The 17,575-nt window shown below is 70.4% G+C and carries 17 protein-coding genes; 10 read left to right on the top strand and 7 right to left on the bottom strand.

Annotated elements, in window-relative coordinates; genetic code table 11:
• Positions 1-4 precede the first annotated feature (4 nt).
• Positions 5-2,947, top strand: a complete 2,943-nt coding sequence (locus ACWEOO_RS08705; protein WP_452142467.1) for an AAA family ATPase — start codon at positions 5-7, stop codon at positions 2,945-2,947.
• Positions 2,948-2,968: 21 nt separating this feature from the next.
• On the opposite strand, the gene ACWEOO_RS08700 is transcribed toward ACWEOO_RS08705, so the two are convergent.
• From ACWEOO_RS08700 to ACWEOO_RS08690, 3 genes are all read right to left on the bottom strand, one after another.
• On the bottom strand, positions 2,969-3,220 hold the full coding sequence (locus tag ACWEOO_RS08700) for a hypothetical protein (RefSeq protein WP_359929524.1): 252 nt from the start codon (positions 3,218-3,220) through the stop codon (positions 2,969-2,971).
• 85 nt (positions 3,221-3,305) lie between these two features.
• A complete protein-coding gene (gene fdhD / locus ACWEOO_RS08695; RefSeq protein ID WP_452142466.1) occupies positions 3,306-4,133 on the bottom strand; it encodes a formate dehydrogenase accessory sulfurtransferase FdhD in 828 nt (275 codons plus the stop codon).
• Positions 4,130-5,287 (bottom strand): aminoglycoside phosphotransferase, encoded by a 1,158-nt coding sequence (locus tag ACWEOO_RS08690; RefSeq protein ID WP_452142465.1) that lies wholly within the window; start codon positions 5,285-5,287, stop codon positions 4,130-4,132. The genes fdhD and ACWEOO_RS08690 overlap by 4 nt, the downstream gene beginning before the upstream one ends.
• A gap of 56 nt (positions 5,288-5,343) precedes the next feature.
• Between ACWEOO_RS08690 and ACWEOO_RS08685 the strand changes: the two genes are divergently transcribed.
• The gene (locus ACWEOO_RS08685) at positions 5,344-5,961 is read left to right on the top strand and encodes a trimeric intracellular cation channel family protein (protein WP_452142464.1); all 618 of its coding nucleotides are present in this window, start codon (positions 5,344-5,346) and stop codon (positions 5,959-5,961) included.
• Here ACWEOO_RS08685 and ACWEOO_RS08680 read toward each other — a convergent pair.
• Positions 5,944-6,660: a MerR family transcriptional regulator gene (locus ACWEOO_RS08680; RefSeq protein ID WP_452142463.1), complete on the bottom strand. Its 717-nt coding sequence runs from the start codon at positions 6,658-6,660 to the stop codon at positions 5,944-5,946. The genes ACWEOO_RS08685 and ACWEOO_RS08680 overlap by 18 nt on opposite strands.
• A 40-nt stretch (positions 6,661-6,700) precedes the next feature.
• Entirely contained in the window at positions 6,701-7,876 is a 1,176-nt protein-coding gene (locus tag ACWEOO_RS08675; protein WP_452142462.1) for an MFS transporter, read from the bottom strand.
• A gap of 72 nt (positions 7,877-7,948) precedes the next feature.
• Between ACWEOO_RS08675 and ACWEOO_RS08670 the strand changes: the two genes are divergently transcribed.
• From ACWEOO_RS08670 to ACWEOO_RS08660, 3 genes are all read left to right on the top strand, one after another.
• Positions 7,949-9,049 (top strand): ferrochelatase, encoded by a 1,101-nt coding sequence (locus ACWEOO_RS08670; protein ID WP_452142461.1) that lies wholly within the window; start codon positions 7,949-7,951, stop codon positions 9,047-9,049.
• Positions 9,046-9,840 carry an inositol monophosphatase family protein gene (locus tag ACWEOO_RS08665; RefSeq protein ID WP_452142460.1) on the top strand — a complete coding sequence of 265 codons (795 nt, stop codon included), beginning with the start codon at positions 9,046-9,048 and terminating at the stop codon, positions 9,838-9,840. The genes ACWEOO_RS08670 and ACWEOO_RS08665 overlap by 4 nt, the downstream gene beginning before the upstream one ends.
• A 295-nt stretch (positions 9,841-10,135) precedes the next feature.
• Entirely contained in the window at positions 10,136-10,435 is a 300-nt protein-coding gene (locus ACWEOO_RS08660; RefSeq protein WP_130379292.1) for a DUF4193 domain-containing protein, read from the top strand.
• Between the two features lie 80 nt (positions 10,436-10,515).
• Here ACWEOO_RS08660 and ACWEOO_RS08655 read toward each other — a convergent pair whose 3' ends face one another.
• Both ACWEOO_RS08655 and ACWEOO_RS08650 read right to left on the bottom strand, forming a co-directional pair.
• The gene (locus ACWEOO_RS08655; protein ID WP_359929507.1) at positions 10,516-10,845 is read right to left on the bottom strand and encodes a DUF4235 domain-containing protein; all 330 of its coding nucleotides are present in this window, start codon (positions 10,843-10,845) and stop codon (positions 10,516-10,518) included.
• A 27-nt stretch (positions 10,846-10,872) separates the two neighbouring features.
• Positions 10,873-11,340: a DUF3093 domain-containing protein gene (locus ACWEOO_RS08650; protein ID WP_452142459.1), complete on the bottom strand. Its 468-nt coding sequence runs from the start codon at positions 11,338-11,340 to the stop codon at positions 10,873-10,875.
• A 52-nt stretch (positions 11,341-11,392) separates the two neighbouring features.
• Here ACWEOO_RS08650 and dut point away from each other — a divergent pair, with 52 nt between their 5' ends.
• From dut to ACWEOO_RS08625, 5 genes are all read left to right on the top strand, one after another.
• The gene (gene dut, locus ACWEOO_RS08645; RefSeq protein WP_452142458.1) at positions 11,393-11,845 is read left to right on the top strand and encodes a dUTP diphosphatase; all 453 of its coding nucleotides are present in this window, start codon (positions 11,393-11,395) and stop codon (positions 11,843-11,845) included.
• 75 nt (positions 11,846-11,920) lie between these two features.
• Positions 11,921-12,568, top strand: a complete 648-nt coding sequence (locus tag ACWEOO_RS08640) for a DUF3710 domain-containing protein (RefSeq protein WP_452142457.1) — start codon at positions 11,921-11,923, stop codon at positions 12,566-12,568.
• A gap of 19 nt (positions 12,569-12,587) precedes the next feature.
• On the top strand, positions 12,588-12,977 hold the full coding sequence (locus ACWEOO_RS08635) for an OB-fold nucleic acid binding domain-containing protein (RefSeq protein ID WP_355690469.1): 390 nt from the start codon (positions 12,588-12,590) through the stop codon (positions 12,975-12,977).
• Positions 12,970-13,746, top strand: coding sequence for a DUF3159 domain-containing protein (locus tag ACWEOO_RS08630; RefSeq protein ID WP_452142456.1), 777 nt, complete (start codon positions 12,970-12,972; stop codon positions 13,744-13,746). The genes ACWEOO_RS08635 and ACWEOO_RS08630 overlap by 8 nt, the downstream gene beginning before the upstream one ends.
• 160 nt (positions 13,747-13,906) lie before the next feature.
• Positions 13,907-17,536, top strand: a complete 3,630-nt coding sequence (locus ACWEOO_RS08625) for a S8 family serine peptidase (RefSeq protein ID WP_452142455.1) — start codon at positions 13,907-13,909, stop codon at positions 17,534-17,536.
• Positions 17,537-17,575: the final 39 nt, after the last annotated feature.

Raw genomic sequence — 17,575 nt, 5'->3', positions numbered from 1 at the left:
GGTCGTGAGGGGGCAGGCACAGCCTGGTCATCGGTTCGTCGGGCGGGGCGCCGAGCGGGAACGGATCAGGCAGATCCTGGCCGGCGGCGCAGCGGGGCGGCCGGCCGCGGCGATCGTGCGCGGTGAGGCGGGGGTCGGCAAGACCCGCCTGGTGCGGGAACTGTGCACAGATCCGGAGCTCCTGGTGCTCTGGGGTTCTTGCGTCCGTTTCGGCGGAGCATCCGTTCCGTACGCGCCGGTCGTCGGCATCCTGCAGGACTGGCTCCAGGCGGCCGACCCGGCCGAGCGAGCTCAGGTACTCGCCGGCGCCGATGAGTTGGGCAGTCTGTTGCCCGGCGTGCGCGCTGCACACGACGTGCCGGCCGGGCGCCTCGTTCCTGTCGTCGACCTCGTCCTGAACCGCATCGCGGATCGGCATCGCACCGTCGTGGTCGTCGACGATCTGCAGTGGGCAGATCTCGCGTCGCTGGACGTTCTGGCCTATCTCATCACCGGATTCCGCCGCCGGCGCCTGACGGTGCTCGGCACGTGCCGCGACGAGGACCTCGGCGTGGGCCATCCACTGCACGGCTGGCTCGCCGACATGCGGCGGATGCCGTCGTTCGAGGAGATCCAGCTCGAACGCTTCGAGCTCGCCGAGACCGGTGCCCAGGTGGGGGACCTGCTCGGCGTCCTGCCGGACGTCGACCTCGTTGCCCAGGTCCAGGCTCGATCGGACGGGAATCCGTACCTCACAGAATTGCTGGTTCAGGACCTGTCCGGGGTCGCGTTGCCGGACGCGGTCCCCCAAGGACTGAGGGAGGCACTTCTCGCCGCATGGCACCGCTTGTCGAAGCAGGCTCGCCAGATGGTCCAGGTCCTCGCTGTCGGCGGTCGCCCGACCGCTCTCGACGTACTGGCCGCGGTTGCCTCCCGTCAGGGAGTCGACGTCACCGGGTTACCCGCGTGGGTGATCGAGGCCCAGGAGCGTGGCGTTCTGGCGATGGGCCCGGCTGATCCGTGCTGGTTCCGGCATCCGCTGCTGGCCGAGGTTCTGTACGACGGGCTGCCACCAGGCCGGGCGCCGGATATCCACGCCGGTTACCTTGACGTACTGGAAGCTCGGGCGGGGGCATCGGTGGCCCCCGACCTGGCGGTACACAGCCTCCGGGCAGGACGGATCGACGAGGCCTACAAGTGGTCGCGGATTGCCGCCGAACAGGCTGCGAACCTCCGCGCGCCGGCCGAGGAAGTCATCCAGCTGGAGCGAATGTGCAACCTGTGGGAGCAAGTCTCACCAGCCCTTCGCGGCAGTCCGGCCGACCGTATAGCGCTGTACCTCCGGACCAGCGCTGTGTGTTCGCGGGTGGGCCGCAACGACCAGGCGATCGAACTCGCCGGCGATGCGCTCGGCATGATCGACAGCACGAAGGAGCCGCTGGTGGCGTCCGGAATCCTTGTCGACCGAGGGATGATGCACTGGCACCGGACCGAGCCGATCGAGGCGGTGCTGGTGGACCTCGGGCAGGCGCTTGAGCTGTCGGCGCGCCTCCCCGAGAGTGCCGCACACGCGCGGGCGCTCGCAGCCGTCGCCTGGGCCGAGAACTGGCAGAGTCTCCCCATCGCGGTCGCCCATGCGAACGAGGCCGTTCGGGTGGCGCGGGCCGCCGGCTCTGACCGGGTGTTGGCTGCCGCGCTGGGATATCGATGCAGCGTGCTCGCCGGCAGTGCACCCGAACAGGCATTGTTGGACGGGCAGGAGGCGGAGCAACTGGCCCGTGCCGGCGGCGCGATGCTGGAGTGGCTGATGGCGTTCGTCTGGCAGGTGCACGCGTTGCGCACTCTTGGACGACGTACGGAAGCAACTGATCTGGCGCTCCGCGGCTACTCCGAACTGGCGGTACCTGGGCGCGACATGCTCGGGTACTTCCTCGCCTACCTCGGGGCCGACGGATTGTTGGAGGCGGGACGGTGGGAGGAGTGCCAGGCGATATTGCGGGCCGCGCTGGCCGCGCGCTGTCCGAGCATTCCCGGCGCCGCAGTCAGGCTGACCGCGGCATCGTTGGCCGTGCGTCGTGGCCGGACAGCTGAGGGCCGGCTTCATTTCGATCGGGCTCGGGAGTTGGTCGCCGAGAACTTCGTCGGGATCCGCGAGACACTGGCCGCGGGCGGAGCCGAAGTGCTGGTCGCCGAGGGCAAGCCGCAGGAGGCGGTCGACTGGCTGCGAGCCAGATTGACGCGGCCCGGCGCCGCTCCGACTCCGGAGGACGACGACCTGCTGGTGCTGTACGCCAACGCGGCTGCTGAGCTCGCACAGGCGGCGCGCGACGCAGGTGACACCGCGAGTGCCACGCGGGCCATTGCCGGTCTCGAGGAGATCCTCGATTCCTGGCCGTGGGAGCCGTTCACCCGGGAGCAGACGGACGCGTCGGTGCAATCGATGCGGAGTGCGTTGTTTCACGCCGAGGTCGCGCGGTGTCGTGACGACCCGGACCAGGCTAGCCGTTGGCAGCGCGCAGCCCAGGCCTGCGACGCAGTGGGTGCGCCATGGCATCGAGCGGTGGCGCAATGGCGCTACGCGGAGGCGGCGATCGCGGCAGGTTGGCCCCCGGTCGGTGTCGCCGAGCCGCTCCGGCAAGCTCGACGTGGCGCCGACGAGTTGGGCGCCGAGCCACTGCTGCGCAGCGTCGAATCGCTCGCCCGGCGGGTCCGGATCAGCCTGCGTGAACCGGAGCCGCTCGTCGTACCCGATCGGGAGGAGTCGGTCCTGTCGGCTCTCACCCCGCGGGAGCGGGAGATCCTGGCCTTCCTGGTCACCGGCCGATCGAACGGCGAGATCGCAAAGGATCTGGTGATCAGTGACAAGACGGTGAGTGTCCACGTTTCGAGCATTCTGCGGAAGACGGGTACGACGACGCGCTTCGAGGCAGCGGCGCTCGCGGAGCGGCTGGCGGATCCGGGCGGCTGATTTTCGCCGCCGGATGTCGGCTCAATTGGCAGCGAGTGGATGGCGGCGGCGGTAGAACCAGGTGGCTGTAGCGGCCAGGCCGGCGCCCGCCAGCACTCCGGCGGTTGTCTGTGCGACCTCGTTGGCGGTGTCGTCCACCGGGACCTCGACACGCGGCTGGCTCTGTTGGGCATCGGGCTCGCGCGGGGGAACTGCCGAGGCCTGGGCCGCTCCGGCCACGGCCGTGCCGCAGACGAAGAGCGGTATCGCGATGACGGTGTAGTGCAGTTTCATGATCGTGTCCCTTCCACCTCCACGTTCCGGCGGTGGCGGGGGATCTCACATCAGGCATACCCCCTTAGATCTGCGGCAGATCTCCTTACCGGATGATCCGCTCCGGGGCGGAGTAGACGACGCAGCGGTCGCCGCGGGTGAAGCCGGCCAGGGTGATGTTGAACTCGCGGGCGAGGTCGACGGCGAGGCTTGACGGGGCGCCGACGGCGACGACCATGCCGAGGCCGGCGGCGACGGCCTTCTGGACGATCTCGTAGCCGGCCCGGCCGCTCACGGTGAGGACGAGGCCCTTGCGGCTGTGCTGGTTGAGGACGGTCCAGCCGACGACCTTGTCGACCGCGTTGTGCCGGCCGATGTCCTCCTTCACCACGACCTTGCGGCCGTCGGCGGTGAACAGGCCCGCGGCGTGCAGACCGCCGGTGCGGCTGAACATCGGCTGCGCTTCGCGGAGCAGATCGGGCAGCCGGCGTACGACGTCGACCGGGACCTCGACCGGGTCGACGGGGTCGTAGTGGCGCTCGGCGAGCTCGTCGAGGCTCTGCTGGCCGCATACGCCGCACGCGGCCGACGTCACGCCGTACCGCTGGGGCGGTTCGCGGTCCGGGGGACCGTCGAAGGTCACCGTGACGGTGTTGAACTGCTGCTCTTGGGTCAGCGTGACATCGGTGCAGTAGGCAACGGTCCGGATCGCGTCCGGGCGGACCGCGAAGCCCTCGCCGAGACAGAACCCGGCGGCGAGCTCGAAGTCGGAGCCGGGGGTGCGCATCGTCACGACCAGCGGCTCCGGCGGCCGGCCCGGCCACTCCAGGCGCAGCTCCAGCGGCTCCTCGGTGCTGACGACGTCCTCACGCCGCGACGTGCGGTCACCGTCGAGCACCTCGACCTTGAACCTGCTGGTGGGAGCCTTCGTCATGTCTCCACGGTAGGCCAGCCGCGTCGTACGGCGAGCCAGTCCAGGAATGTCCACGCGAAGAGACGCTGGTGGTCGCGCAGAGCCGGGGTGCAGCCGGGTGGGGGTGGGGCGTCGGCGTTCTTCATCATGTACGCCGCGATCACGGCGACCAGGCAGTCGAGGTGATCCTTCGGTACGTCGGCGGTGAGCGGGCTGCGGGTGACGGCGGTGAACGTGTCGATGCCGTGGTGCTGGGCGATCGGCAGCAGGCCGACCCAGTCCACCCAGCGCGGGCCGAGGGTCAGCCAGTTCCAGTCGACGGTCCAGCAGGTGCCGGCGTTGTCGATCAGCAGATTGTCCGGGCGCAGGTCGGAGTGCGTGGCCGAGTCGCCGGAGAGCGCCTCCGGTGCGAGGGTTACCAGCTCCGCGAGCTCAGGCAGCACGCGCGGCAGCCAGCTCTGCAGTCCGGTCGGCATCTCCCGCTGACCCGCCAGAATCTGCGCCGGGACACCCACGTCGTCCCCGACCAGCTCCGCGAACACGCTCAGCCCGCTGAGCGGGCTCGGCCGCAAGACGTCGGCCATCTGCTCACAAGCAGCAGTAACCCGCCCGAAGTCCTCGACGGTCCAAGGCGTCCCCGGCATCCGCCCCTCAACCCACTCCGACACCACAGCAAACCACCGCGTCCCGTCGCCGCCGGGAAGAGCTGCAGCCGGGCCCGAGGCTGGGCCGGAGGCCGAGGTCGGCTCCGAGGCCGGGGACGACGGCGACGAGGCGGTGTCGCCGTGCGGGTGACCACCTGCTCGCTCGCCATGCGGTCGAGCCTGTGCTTGCTTGCCGTCGGCGAAGCGGGCCGGGTTGGGTGTGTGGGCCGTGGTGACGATCGCGGGCGCTCTCACGGAAGGCGGAAGCTGTGGGACGACCTCGGCCTCGCGCTGGTACGCCTCGTAGGCGTGTAGCCCCTCCGGCGCCGCTTTGATGAAGACGTGCCGGCCGTCCGCCAGTGCGGCGCGGGCCGCGAAGCCGCCGGTGAAACCCGATGACACCGGCTTGGCCACGGAAGTGATCTCCGTGCCGAGGGCAACCGCGAGAGCCTCGTGCAAGGCGGGCGGCAGCGAGTCCCAGCTCGGGCGCAGCGAGGTGGCGGAGTAGTCGACGTCGGGGGCGCGGCTCATGTCCACAAACCTTAGAAGCGCGGGAGCGGCGGCGCGCGTGGTTTAGCGTGCGGGCTGTGAGTGGATCCGTGGTGCTGCAGGTGCTCGACCTGATCGGGATTTTCGTGTTCGGGATCACCGGCGCGCTGGTCGGCGTACGCAAGAAGCTGGACGTGTTCGGGATCGAGGTGCTGGCACTGGTCACCGGGCTCGGCGGCGGCTTCATCCGGGACGTGCTGATCGGCCAGGCGCCGCCGGCCGCGCTCCGCGACTGGCGCTACCTGGTGGTTCCGATCGTGGCCGGTCTGCTCACGTTCTTCCTGCACCCCGGCATCGGCCGTGTCGAGCGGCTGGTGAACATCTTCGACGCGGCCGGTCTTGCCCTGTTCTGCGTGACCGGGGCGCTGAAGGCGATCGAGTTCGGCCTGTCGCCGATCTCCGCGGCACTCCTCGGAGTGCTCTCGGGCATCGGCGGCGGAGTCCTGCGCGACGTGCTCAGCGGCCGCGTCCCGGTCGTCCTGCGCTCCGAGATCTACGCCACCCCGGCGCTCCTGGGGGCCGCCATCGTGGTCATCGCGTCCGCGCTGGACTACCACGCCCTGTGGATCCCGATCGCCGCCGCCGGCACCTGCTTCGCGATCCGGCTGGTCGCGATCCGCCGCGGCTGGAACGCCCCGCTACCCCGCAATCCGTGACGGCGCGGCCCAGCCGTTGACGACGGCAACGAGCTCGAGATAGCGCTCCCAGCGTGGATCCACGGCGCGGCGTAGTGCGATCAGCCGCCCGCGGTACGCCGGGTCGGCGCGCAGCGGGTCGTCGGTGCGCTGGCTCGCGAGCGCCTGGTAGCCGGTCGCCAGGCGGCGCACCGACGTACGGAACTCGTCGTCGGACACCAGTCTGGTGATCTCCGACCAGGCGGCGAGCTGGGTGGCGTCGGCGTCCTCGGGCAGCACCGGGGTGAGGTTCTGGTGGATCGCTTGGTCAACGCCTCGGAGCGTCGCGCTGAGGAAGTCTGCGATCAGCGCGCGGCGGTCCTGCTCGGACTGTTCGGTCATGAGGTCAAGGTCCTTCGGTTCGGGATGTCGGGCGAGGACCGTGAGCAGGGCGTGCTGCCGGCGCAGCGTCTGGATCTGGATCGCCAAGGCCTCCGCATGGGTGGCGGCGACGTCGGCCAGTGAGCGCTCGTCCCGCAGCACGGCACCGATCGTCGGCAGATCCAGGTCCAGGGCCCGCAACGTCCGGATCAGCCGCAGCCGGGCGACGGCTGTGTCGTCGTACCGCCGGTGGCCGGCCGCACTCCGCCGGGACGTCAGCAACCCGAGGTCGGAGTAGTGCCGCACGGCCTTCACCGACACCCCGGCGAGCCGCGCCGCAGCCCCGATCGAGTGGTCCATGCCCACTACCCAAACACCTCCCGTAACTGGAGATGCAAGCCTAATTGTGGGCGAAGCGTTCCTTCGGGCGGGCGAAGGTGATGGAGACCGCGGCGACGAGCGCGCAGGCGATGCCGACGCCGAACGGGACCCAGTACGCGTCCGACGGGCCCCACACGTCGACCGCGTGCCCGGCGGCCGCGTTGCCCGGGGCGACGCCGAGCAGGATGCCGGTGACGGTCCACGTGATCGCTTCGGTCAGTCGCTCCGGCGGCACCCACTCCTCGACGCACGCGGTGACCGCGACCATCGTCGGAGCGATCGTCATGCCGCAGCAGAAGAGCACCGCACCGAGCAGCCAGATGCTGTCGACCCAGGGAAGCGGCGCCAGCGTGATCGCGAGCGCGATCGTGCCGAGCAGCAGCCGGCGCTCGACCGGCGCCCGCCAGTGCACCGAGCCGTACCAGAGCCCGGCCAGCAGGCTGCCGAACGCCCAGACCGCGAGTACGACGCCGGACAGCCCGGCCTGTCCCTTCTCGGTGGTGAACGCGACGGTGATCACCTCGGCGCCGCCGAGAGTCGCGCCGAGACCCAGACCGATCAAGCTGAGCAGCATGATCGACAGCCAGGGGAGTGGCGCCTGCTCGTGGCCGTTCGCCTTGCCACGGCCGGGCGGATCGGATGCGCGCAGCAACGCCAGCCAGATACCACCGGCCAGTCCCAACACGCCGGCCGCCGACAGAGCGGCGTACGGGCTCACCTGCGTCGCCAGCGCGGTGACGAGGACAGGGCCGACGATGAACACCACCTCGTCGCCAACAGCCTCCAGTGCGAAGGCTGTCTGCAGTGCGCGACCACGGCCCAGCAAGTGCGTCCAGCGGGCCCGGACGAACGAGCCGACCTGCGGCCTCATGCCACCGGCGATGAACGACAGCACGTAGAGCACCCAGATAGCAGCGTCGGCGCGGACCGCGACCAGCAATGCGGCCAGAGCGACCGTGCAGGTCACTGAGCCGATCAGGATCAGCCCGCGCTGACCGAAGCGGTCGACGAGGCGTCCCTGGACCGGACCGGTCAGCGCACCGGCGATCACGGCCACGCCGGAGACCGCGCCGGCCAGACCGTACGAACCGCTCTCCTGGGCGATCAGGATGACGATGCCGAGGCCGATCATCGAGATCGGCATGCGCCCGAGGATCCCGGCGGCGAAGAAGGCGCCGGCACCGGGACGGCGCATGAGGTGAACGTAGGGCTTGAGCATGAGAGACCGGGGGCAGCTTAGCTTCCCGCCGTCTGAGAAGCTTGGAATATGTCGCCAGCCCCACCCTCGATCGACGCTGCCCCGGTCGACGCTGCTCCGTACGACGCTGTGCTGTTGCTCTCGTTCGGCGGGCCCGAGAAGCCCGAGGACGTGCTGCCCTTCCTGCAGAACGTGACCCGCGGCCGCGGGATCCCCGACGAGCGCCTGAAAGAGGTCGGCGAGCACTACTACTCGTTCGGCGGCCGGAGCCCGATCAACGACCAGAACCGGGCGCTGCTGAAGGCGCTGCGGGCGTCTTTCGACGAGATCGGGCTGGACCTGCCGATCTACTGGGGCAACCGCAACTGGGCGCCGTACCTGACCGACACGATGCGCGAGATGGCCGCCGACGGCATCCGGCGCGCCGTGGTGATCGTCACGTCGGCCTACCCGTCGTACTCCGGCTGCCGGCAGTACCGGGAGAACCTCGAGGACGCCGCCCGCGAGGTCCCGGACGCGCCGCGGATCGACAAGCTCCGGCACTACGCGAACCACCCGGGCTTCGTCGACTCCTTCGTCGAATCGACCGCCGATGCGCTGAGCACGCTGCCGGACGGCGCCGCGATCGCGTACGTCACGCACTCGATCCCGACCGCGATGAACGCGACCAGCGGCCCGGGCGGCGACGGGTACGTCAGCTGGCACCTGGACGTCGCCGCGTCGATCACCGCCGAGCTCGAGCGCCGCACCGGGCAGACCCGGCGGACCGACCTCGTCTACTGCTCGCGGTCCGGGCCGCCGCAGGTGCCGTGGCTCGAGCCGGACGTGAACGACCACCTGGAGGCGCTGGCCGCCGAGGGCGTACCCGGTGTGGCCGTCGTACCGATCGGGTTCGTCAGCGACCACATGGAGGTCATCTACGACCTCGACACCGAGGCCGCGGCGACGGCCGAGAAGCTCCGGCTGCCGATTGCGCGCGCCGCGACGCCGGGGACCGACGAGCGGTTCGTCACGATGCTCCGCGACCTCGTGCTCGAGCGGGCGGCGGCCGAGCGCGGCGAGCAGCCGGCCCGGCCCTGCGTCGGCGAGCTCGGCCCGGGCTGGGACGACTGCCGCCGCGACTGCTGCCCACCGCTCCGCCGACCCACCCCAGCTAAGGAAGCTGTATGACGTCTTCAGATGAGCTGTTGAAGCTTGCGGTCGACGTGGCGGAGGAGGCGGCGCACCTGATCGTCGAACGCCGCCGCGGCACGGTCACCGTCGCCGACACCAAGAGCACCGTCACCGACGTGGTCACGGCGGTGGACCGCGAGTCCGAGGAGCTGATCCGGGCCCGGATCCTGCAGGCCCGGCCGGACGACTCGTTCCTCGGCGAGGAGGGCGACGACGTGGTCGGCACCAGCGGCGTGCGCTGGGTGGTCGACCCGATCGACGGCACCGTCAACTACCTCTACGACCTCCCGACGTACGCCGTCTCGATCGCGGTGGAGTACGGCGGGGAGACCGTCGCCGGGGTGGTCGTGGACGCGCCGAAGGGCGAGGTGTTCACGGCGACGAAGGGCGGCGGGGCGTTCGCCGACGGACGGCCGATCCAGGTGTCGGGTGCGACCGAGCTGGGCCAGGCACTGGTCGGGACCGGTTTCGGGTACGACCCGGCCCGCCGGCAGGTGCAGGCCGAGGTGATCCAGCACCTGATCACCAAGGTCCGCGACATCCGCCGGATCGGGGTCGGCGCGATCGACCTGTGCTACGTCGCCTGCGGCCGGCTGGATGTGGTCTACGAACGCGGCCTGAACCCGTGGGACTACGGCGCCGGTGCGCTGATCGCGGCCGAGGCCGGGGCCCGGATCGGCGGGCTGAACGGCGCGCCGGTATCGCCGGAGATGTCGATCGCGGCCACGCCGGCGCTGTTCGAGCCGTTCCACGCGTTACTCGCCGGAGCCGACCCGTTGCGCGCGTAGCTGCCGGAGAGTGCTCGTTTCTGCGCACTAGTGCGCACTAACGAGCATTCTGCTGTTCGGTACTGACATTTGTGGCGACACGCGGGCCACACCATGGACCCAGTCGTGCATTGCGGACCTTTATAAGGCACAATCCCGTCCTCGGGAACGGTGTTTGCCGGTCCCGGCCTGGCTGTCAAGGGTTTCGGGGGACGAAAGTTCGGCGCGGTGCTCCGACGCGGAATTTCTCGGCCGCTCCACCCGTTCAAGGGCTCAGCAGGCAACACCACGGGTACGAAGAGGGCAGGGAAACACCATGGCGACTGATTACGACGCCCCGCGCAAGACGGACGAGGACGCTTCCGAAGAGTCGATCGAGGAGCTCAAGACACGCCGTCACGACAAGAACTCCGGCAAGGTCGACGAGGACGAGGCCGAGGCCGCGGAGAGCTTCGAGCTGCCCGGCGCGGACCTGAGTCACGAGGAGCTGGCGGTCCGGGTCCTCCCGCGCCAGGCCGACGAGTTCACCTGTTCGAGCTGCTTCCTGGTTCACCACCGCAGCCAGCTCGCCGAAACGAAGAACGGGCAGCTGATCTGCCGCGACTGCGCAGCCTGACACCAGCGCGCCCTACTTCGCACAACGAACAGCGGGACCGTCCCACTCCGGTGGGAGGTCCCGCTGTTGTGCGTTCGGACTCAGTCCTCCTTCTTGACCAGCCCGGTGTCCGTACCCCTGATCAGGCGCCCGGCCACCGAGTCCTGGACGTAGCCGGGCGGTGCGTGGCCCGTGCTCTTCAGGTAGTACGCCGCGGCGCGGCGCTCGGCGAACAGCTTCGCAGCTGCGGCGGCCGCGGCACTGGCGGCGGCCCAGGTCATGACCTCCAGGTACTCGCCCTGGCCGTCCTTGGGCGGCTTCCCGCCCGATCCCAGCTTCCAGGCCGTGCTGACCGCCTTGCTCGCGGCCAGGCCCACCACGATCGTGAAGGCGGCCTGCACCAGCTTCCAGCCGATCTTCGCTCCGACCACTGCACCCTCCTAGGACGACTGCTGACGTCAGGATCTTCCCACGCTGTGCCCGCTCAGGGCGGCAGCCAATCGGTCGGGGTGGCGGGTGCCGACCACCCAGTACGGCGCCGGGTCGGCCGGATCGGTGATCTGCACCCGGACGGCCCCGCGAAGGTAGCTGCGCAGGACGAGGAACGCCTGCGGGTCGCAGTCCCGCCCGAACGCGTGCCGGGCGTCGTCGCCGGTCAGCGCCTCGACCTCGCCCAGGTACGCGCGGTCGATCTCGGCGCGGCCGGCCTTGAACCGCTTGTCGTCCACCTCGACCCGCGCGCCGCCGTACCGCAGGAACAGCGCCAGCAGCAGGACCGCGGCGAGCCCGCCGACGACCGCGCCGGCGATCGTCCCGACCGGCACGGCGACGATGACGAACAGCGTGATGACAGCGGCGGCGGCGATGATCCACCACGACACCGGCACCCGCAGACTCTCGCGATACTTGCTTTGTTCCAGGCCCACAGGACCAGCCTGGCACGTGGACCGTCCGGCGCGCTCGATAGGGTCGCCTCTCGTGACCGAGGTACTCATCCAGCGACTCGACCCCGACCTCCCGCTCCCGTCGTACGCGCACCCCGGCGACGCCGGCGCGGACCTGGTGGCGGCCGCCGACCTGACCCTGAAGCCGGGGGAGCGCGGCCTGGTCGGCACCGGGATCGCCATCGCCCTGCAGGACGGGTACGCCGCGTTCGTGCACCCGCGCTCCGGGCTGGCCGCGAAGCACGGCGTCTCGATCGTGAACGCCCCCGGCACCGTCGACGCCGGGTACCGGGGTGAGATCAAGATCAACCTGATCAACCTCGACCCGCACGCCGAGGTGACGATCCGCCGCGGCGACCGGATCGCGCAGCTCGTCGTCCAGCAGGTGGAGAAGGCTCGCTTCGTCGAGGTGACCTCGCTGCCCGGCTCCGCACGGGGTGACGGGGGACACGGGTCGACCGGCGGTTTCGGCAATGTGACACGCTGAGCAGGTGCATCCGTTGACCTGTCGGATGCGCGAGACTACGGCGGCCGCAATCAACCAAGGAAGTAGGCAACAGCTGTGATCTTCCGCCGCAAGGGCAAGAACGACGAGCCCGAGACGAGCGAGACCCTCGAGGAGGCCGGTGCGGCGGACCCCCGCGCCGAGGGCCCGTACGACTCGAGTGAGGTCGACGCCGCCGAGCTGGAGGCGGAGGACCGGATCGACCTGGGCGCGCTGGTCGTCACCGGCAGGCCCGGTATGGAGCTCGGCCTGCAGGTGGACGAGCAGAGCGGCGTCGTCCAGGCGGTGCTGCTGATGCTCGACGACTCCGCCCTGGAACTGCGCGCGTTCGCGGCGCCGAAGACCAGCGGCATCTGGAACGAGGTCCGCCAGGAGATCGCCGCCGAGGCCGCCCGGATGGGTGGTACGGCGACCGAGACCGACGGCCCGTTCGGCACCGAGCTGGTCCTGGTCGTCCCGGTCGAGGACCCGGAGGGACAGGTGTTCAGCCAGACCTCCCGGGTGATCGGTGTGGACGGCCCGCGCTGGCTGCTCCGCGGCACGGTGCTCGGCCGCGCCGCCGTTGAGCCGGACGCCGCCGAGCCGATGGAGGCGACGCTGCGCAACGTCGTCGTGGTCCGCGGGAACGAGCCGATGGCGGTCCGCGAGTCGCTGCCGCTGCAGCTGCCGCCGGGCGCCGAACCGAACGCGCCCGAAGAGGCCTGAGCGGACTACACTCGACGACATGGGTAGCAACAAACCCGCGGGGCTGTGGAAGCGTGCGTTCCGTGGGCTGGCCGGAGACCGTGACCAGCAGGACGCGGAGGTCCTCCAGGACTTCGCGCAGGACTGCGGCGCGCGGTCCATCACCGGCTGCCACGACCGCGAACTGGTCACGCTGTACGGCACGCTGCGCACCATCACGTTCAGCCCGCGCGGCGGCGTACCTGCACTGGAGGGTGAGTTGTACGACGGCACCGGCACGGTCAAGCTGATCTGGCTCGGCCGCCGCAAGATCGGCGGCATCCACGCCGGCTCGGAGCTGATCGCCTCCGGCCGGATCGGCGTCGTCGACGGCGACCGGGTGATGTTCAACCCGCGGTACGAGCTGCGTCCCCAGGCTGCTCATGGCTGAGCCGACGTCCCGCCGGGACCAGGTCGAGGACGATCTGCAGGAGAAGCTGGTCGAGATCCTGCAGCCCGAGGTCGAGGCGGCCGCCACCCAGGCCGCGCACGAGGAGCAGCCGCCGAAGTCCACCGACAAAGACTTCTTCCACGCGCTCGGCGGCTGGGGCGCGCTGCTCGACATCGGCCTGCCCTGGATCGCGTTCCTGGTCGCGTACGCCGTCACCGATCACAAACTGCAGCTGTCGCTGATCATCGCGGTCGGACTGGCCGCGGTGCTCGCGGTGGTGCGGCTGATCCGCCGGCAAGCCTTGCGGAACGTGTTCGGCGGCTTCATCGGCGTACTGATCTCGGCCTGGGTCGCGAACCGCACCGGCAACGCCAAGGACTTCTACGTCCCGGGCCTGCTCACCAACCTCGGCTACGGCCTGCTGTACCTGATCACGGTCCTGATCCGCTGGCCCCTGTTCGGCGTCCTGTACGGCGTGATCACCCAGACCGGCACTGCCTGGCGCCGCGATCCTGACCTGCTCAAAGGCTTCTCCCGCGCCACCCTGGTCTTCGTCGGCCTGTTCGCGATCCGCCTGATCGTCCAGGTCCCGCTGTACTTCACCGGCAGCCTGAACGCGCTCGGCATCGCGAAGATCGGCCTGGGGCTGCCCTTCTATGCGCTGGCGATCTGGCTCGCCTACGCCGTCCTTCGCGGTTCCATGCCCGCCGAGAAGTGGGCCGAGGCCCGCGACAGCATCACCCACTTGCTGCGGGGCAACAAGAAGTAGCCGCGGTGTCACAAGGATGACGTGGCGAGAACAGGCCACAGTTATCCGCTGAACGCTCCGCGTCGGGGTGCCTACGATTTCGCGACTTTGTTCGCACGAATCCTGTGAGGCACTCGTGACACCACGCCTTGGCCGTGGGTCCGGGCCGGCAGCTGCCTGTATGGCTGTTGTCGTCCTGGCCGCGACCTTGACCGGCGGCCCCGCCGCCGCTGCCCAACCCGGCACCACCCCTCCAACGCCTTCCAAGACCGCGCCAGCCGCCAAGCCGGTCGCGGGAAGCGTCACCCTGGTCACCGGTGACAAGGTGACGCTGTCCGTCGGAGCAGACGGCAAGCAGAACGTGACCGTGACCAGCCCCGACGGCCGGCTCGCGGACAACGACGTACACGTCGACGGCGGCGACACCTACGTCTATCCGCGCTCGGCCGGCCGCTACCTGGCCGCGAAACTCCTCGACAACGACCTGTTCAACGTCACCAGGCTGGTGGCCGACGGGTACGGCGACCAGGTGCCGTTGATCGTCACCTACACCGACGCCGCGGCGCGTTCGCGGACTCAGCAGGTGCCGGCCGGTGCCCGCCGGCAGCGCACGCTGGACAGCATCCACGGCGCCGCGGTGGTCACCGACGGAACGGCCGGCTTCTGGCACTCGCTGACCGCGGGCTCCACCGCGCGGTCGCAGACGCCGGCGCTGTCCGGCGGCATCGCCAAGGTCTGGCTGGACGGCAAGGTCAAGGCCGACCTCGCCGACAGCACCGCGCAGATCGGCGCGCCCGAGGTGTGGCAGGGCGGCAATACCGGCCAGGGCGTCGACGTCGCGGTCCTGGACACCGGGGTCGACCTGGAGCACCCCGACCTGGACGACCGGGTCACCGCGTCGGCCAGCTTCGTCCCCGGCGAGGACGTCACCGACCGGCAGGGGCACGGTACGCACGTCGCCTCGACGATCGCCGGCACCGGCGACGCCTCCGGCGGTGTGGAGCGCGGTGTCGCGCCCGGCGCCCGGCTGCACGTCGGCAAGGTGCTGAACAACGAGGGCGGCGGCCAGGAGTCCTGGATCATCGCGGGCATGGAGTGGGCCGCCCGCGACCAGCACGCCAAGGTGATCAGCATGAGCCTGGGCGGCAGTCCCACGGACGGCACCGACCCGATGAGCCAGGCACTGAACACGCTTTCGGCCGAGACCGGGGCCCTCTTCACCGTGGCCGCCGGCAACGCCGGACCTGGGTTCTACACCGTCGGATCGCCGGGGGCCGCGGACGCCGCGCTGACCGTCGGTGCGGTCGACGGCGCCGACAACCTGGCCGACTTCTCCAGTTGGGGACCGCGTCTCGGTGACGGCGGGCTGAAGCCCGAGATCACCGCGCCCGGGGTCGCGATCCTGGCGGCCCGCTCGCAGTACGCCGCCGAAGGCTCCGGGTACTACCAGGAGCTCAGCGGTACGTCGATGGCGACGCCGCACGTCGCCGGCGCGGCGGCTCTGCTCGCTGCGCAACACCCGGACTGGTCGGGCCAGCAGCTGAAGGACGCTCTGGTGAGCAACGCCAAGCCCACGCCGCAGTACCTGCCGTACAAGGCCGGCAACGGTCGTCTCGACATCGCGGCGACCAGCAAGTCACCGCTCTCCGCGACGGCCTCGGCGTACTCCGGCTATCACACCTGGCCGGTGCCGACGGGGGAGAAGGTGGTCAAGGAGATCACCTACACGAACGGTGGTGACACCGACGCCACTCTCGAGCTCTCGACCCAGGTCGACGAGGCTCCGGCGGGCCTGTTCACGCTTTCGGCGTCGACGGTCACCGTGCCGGCGCACGGTACGGCGAGCGTGATGCTCGCAGCCGCGGTCGACCTGCTACCGGTCGACAAGCAGCTGTCCGGCCGGCTCATCGCGGTCGATGCCGCGAATCACCGCCAGCTCGGGACGTTGATCGGGATCGGCGGGGAGGGCGAGCGCCATGTACTCACGCTGAATGCCAAGGACCGGTCCGGGCGGCCGCTGGCCGGCGACGCGATCCTGATCGGGCGGGGCAGCTACGGCCAGTTCACGGTCGGCGAGGAGGGTGTGCAGTTGCGGCTCCCGGCCGGCGACTACACGACCTGGCTGACCGCCGACGTCGAAGGTACCCACGGGCCGAACAGCAAGGGTCTCGCCGTTCTCAGCCTGGTCGACATCCACCTCGACCAGGACCGGACGGCGACGTACGACGCGCGCCAGGCTCGCCAATTGAAGAGCACGACGCCCCAGGCCACCACGCTCGGCGAGGTGCGGGTCAACACGTACCGCGACTTCGGCCGGGACTTCTCGGTCGGCTCCTCGCGCTGGCCGGACCCGAGCTACGACAGCGCGTGGGTACTGCCGACGCAGAAGGTGACCGACGGCGCGTTCGTGGCCGGCGCGCGCTGGCGGCTCGAACAGCCCGCGCTCACACTCGGCTCGTACGACGACGTGCGCGTCCGGCGGGCGGCGACGCCGCTGCCGAAGGGCCGCCAGGACCTGGAGGCCGTGTACGCCGGAGACGGGTCCGCTGCCGCGGCGCCCGGCGTGGACCGCCGGGGCAAGGCCGTGGTGGTCCGGCGCAGTGACGCCGTGTCGCTGCAGGACCAGGCGGCGGCAGCGGCCGAGGCCGGGGCGAAGCTGCTCGTGGTGGTGAACGATGGGGTCGGGAAGCTCGACCCGTGGGTGGACTCGATCTGGGCGCCGGCGCCGCCGCCGCTCACGATCGCGACGCTGACCCGGGACGAGGGCGAGCGCCTGATCACCGCACTGCAGCAGGGCGGGCAGCACACACTCACCGCCGACTCGAACCCGGTGACGGCCTACCAGTACGACCTGTCGCACTTCGCCGATCACGTCCCGGCCGACCCGACGTACCGGCCGGGTCCGCGGGACCTCGCCCGGCTCGACGTTGCCTACCGCAACTTCCGCCCGGGCGACGGTGTCGAGAACCGGTACGACGTGTGGAACGGAGACTGGGAATCGAGCATGAACAGCTGGGGGATGCCGGTCGCCGGGACGCGGACCGACTGGGTGACCGCCGGGGTGCAGTACCAGGCCAGTGCCCAGATCCTGCGCGAGATCCAGCAGGTCGAGCCGGGCTGGACGAGTTACCGGGCCGGGAGCCGGACGCCGATCCAGTGGTTCGGGCCGATCCAGCGACCGTGGCTGGCGAAGGGATACTCGCCGGTCCGCAGCGGTGACCAGCTGACCGCTGTGTCGCCCGGCTGGGGCACCGGACCGGTCATCGGTACCGCGCAGGGCAACTGGGATCTCACCCAGCAGCTCAGCCTGTACCAAGGCGACCAGCTGGTGAAGCAGGAGCAGCGGGACCAGCTGACCGCGACCGGCCTGAGCCCCGACCGGCTGCCGTTCCGGCTGGTCGCCGAGAACACCCGGGGCACCTATCCGAACCCGTTCTCGACCTCGACCCGCACCGAGTGGGGGTTCACCTCTACCGCGTCGGACGAGGCGATCAGTGAGTCGCTGATCCAGCTGCACTACGCCGTCGACGTGGACGCCGACGGCCGGGCGGGCCGTACGGCGGAACTCGGCGTCACGCCACGCTGGTCCGAGACGTCGTCGGCGCTCGGTATCCGTAGGCCGACGGTCAACGTGTCGTACGACGACGGCAAGACCTGGCGGCACGCCGAGGTACGTCGTACCGCGGCCAGTTGGAGCATCCGGCTGGACGCGCCTCGGTCCGCACAGTTCGTGACGCTGCGGACGCGGGCCGACGACGGGGCAGGCCGTACCGTCGACCAGGAGATCGTGCGGGCCTTCGGGTTGCGCTGACCTGTGACGGGAGCCGGGCCCTGGTCCGGCTCCCGTTCG

This window comes from Kribbella sp. NPDC004138, from assembly GCF_053603655.1.
This window is presented reverse-complemented; position numbering and strand designations above follow the sequence as displayed.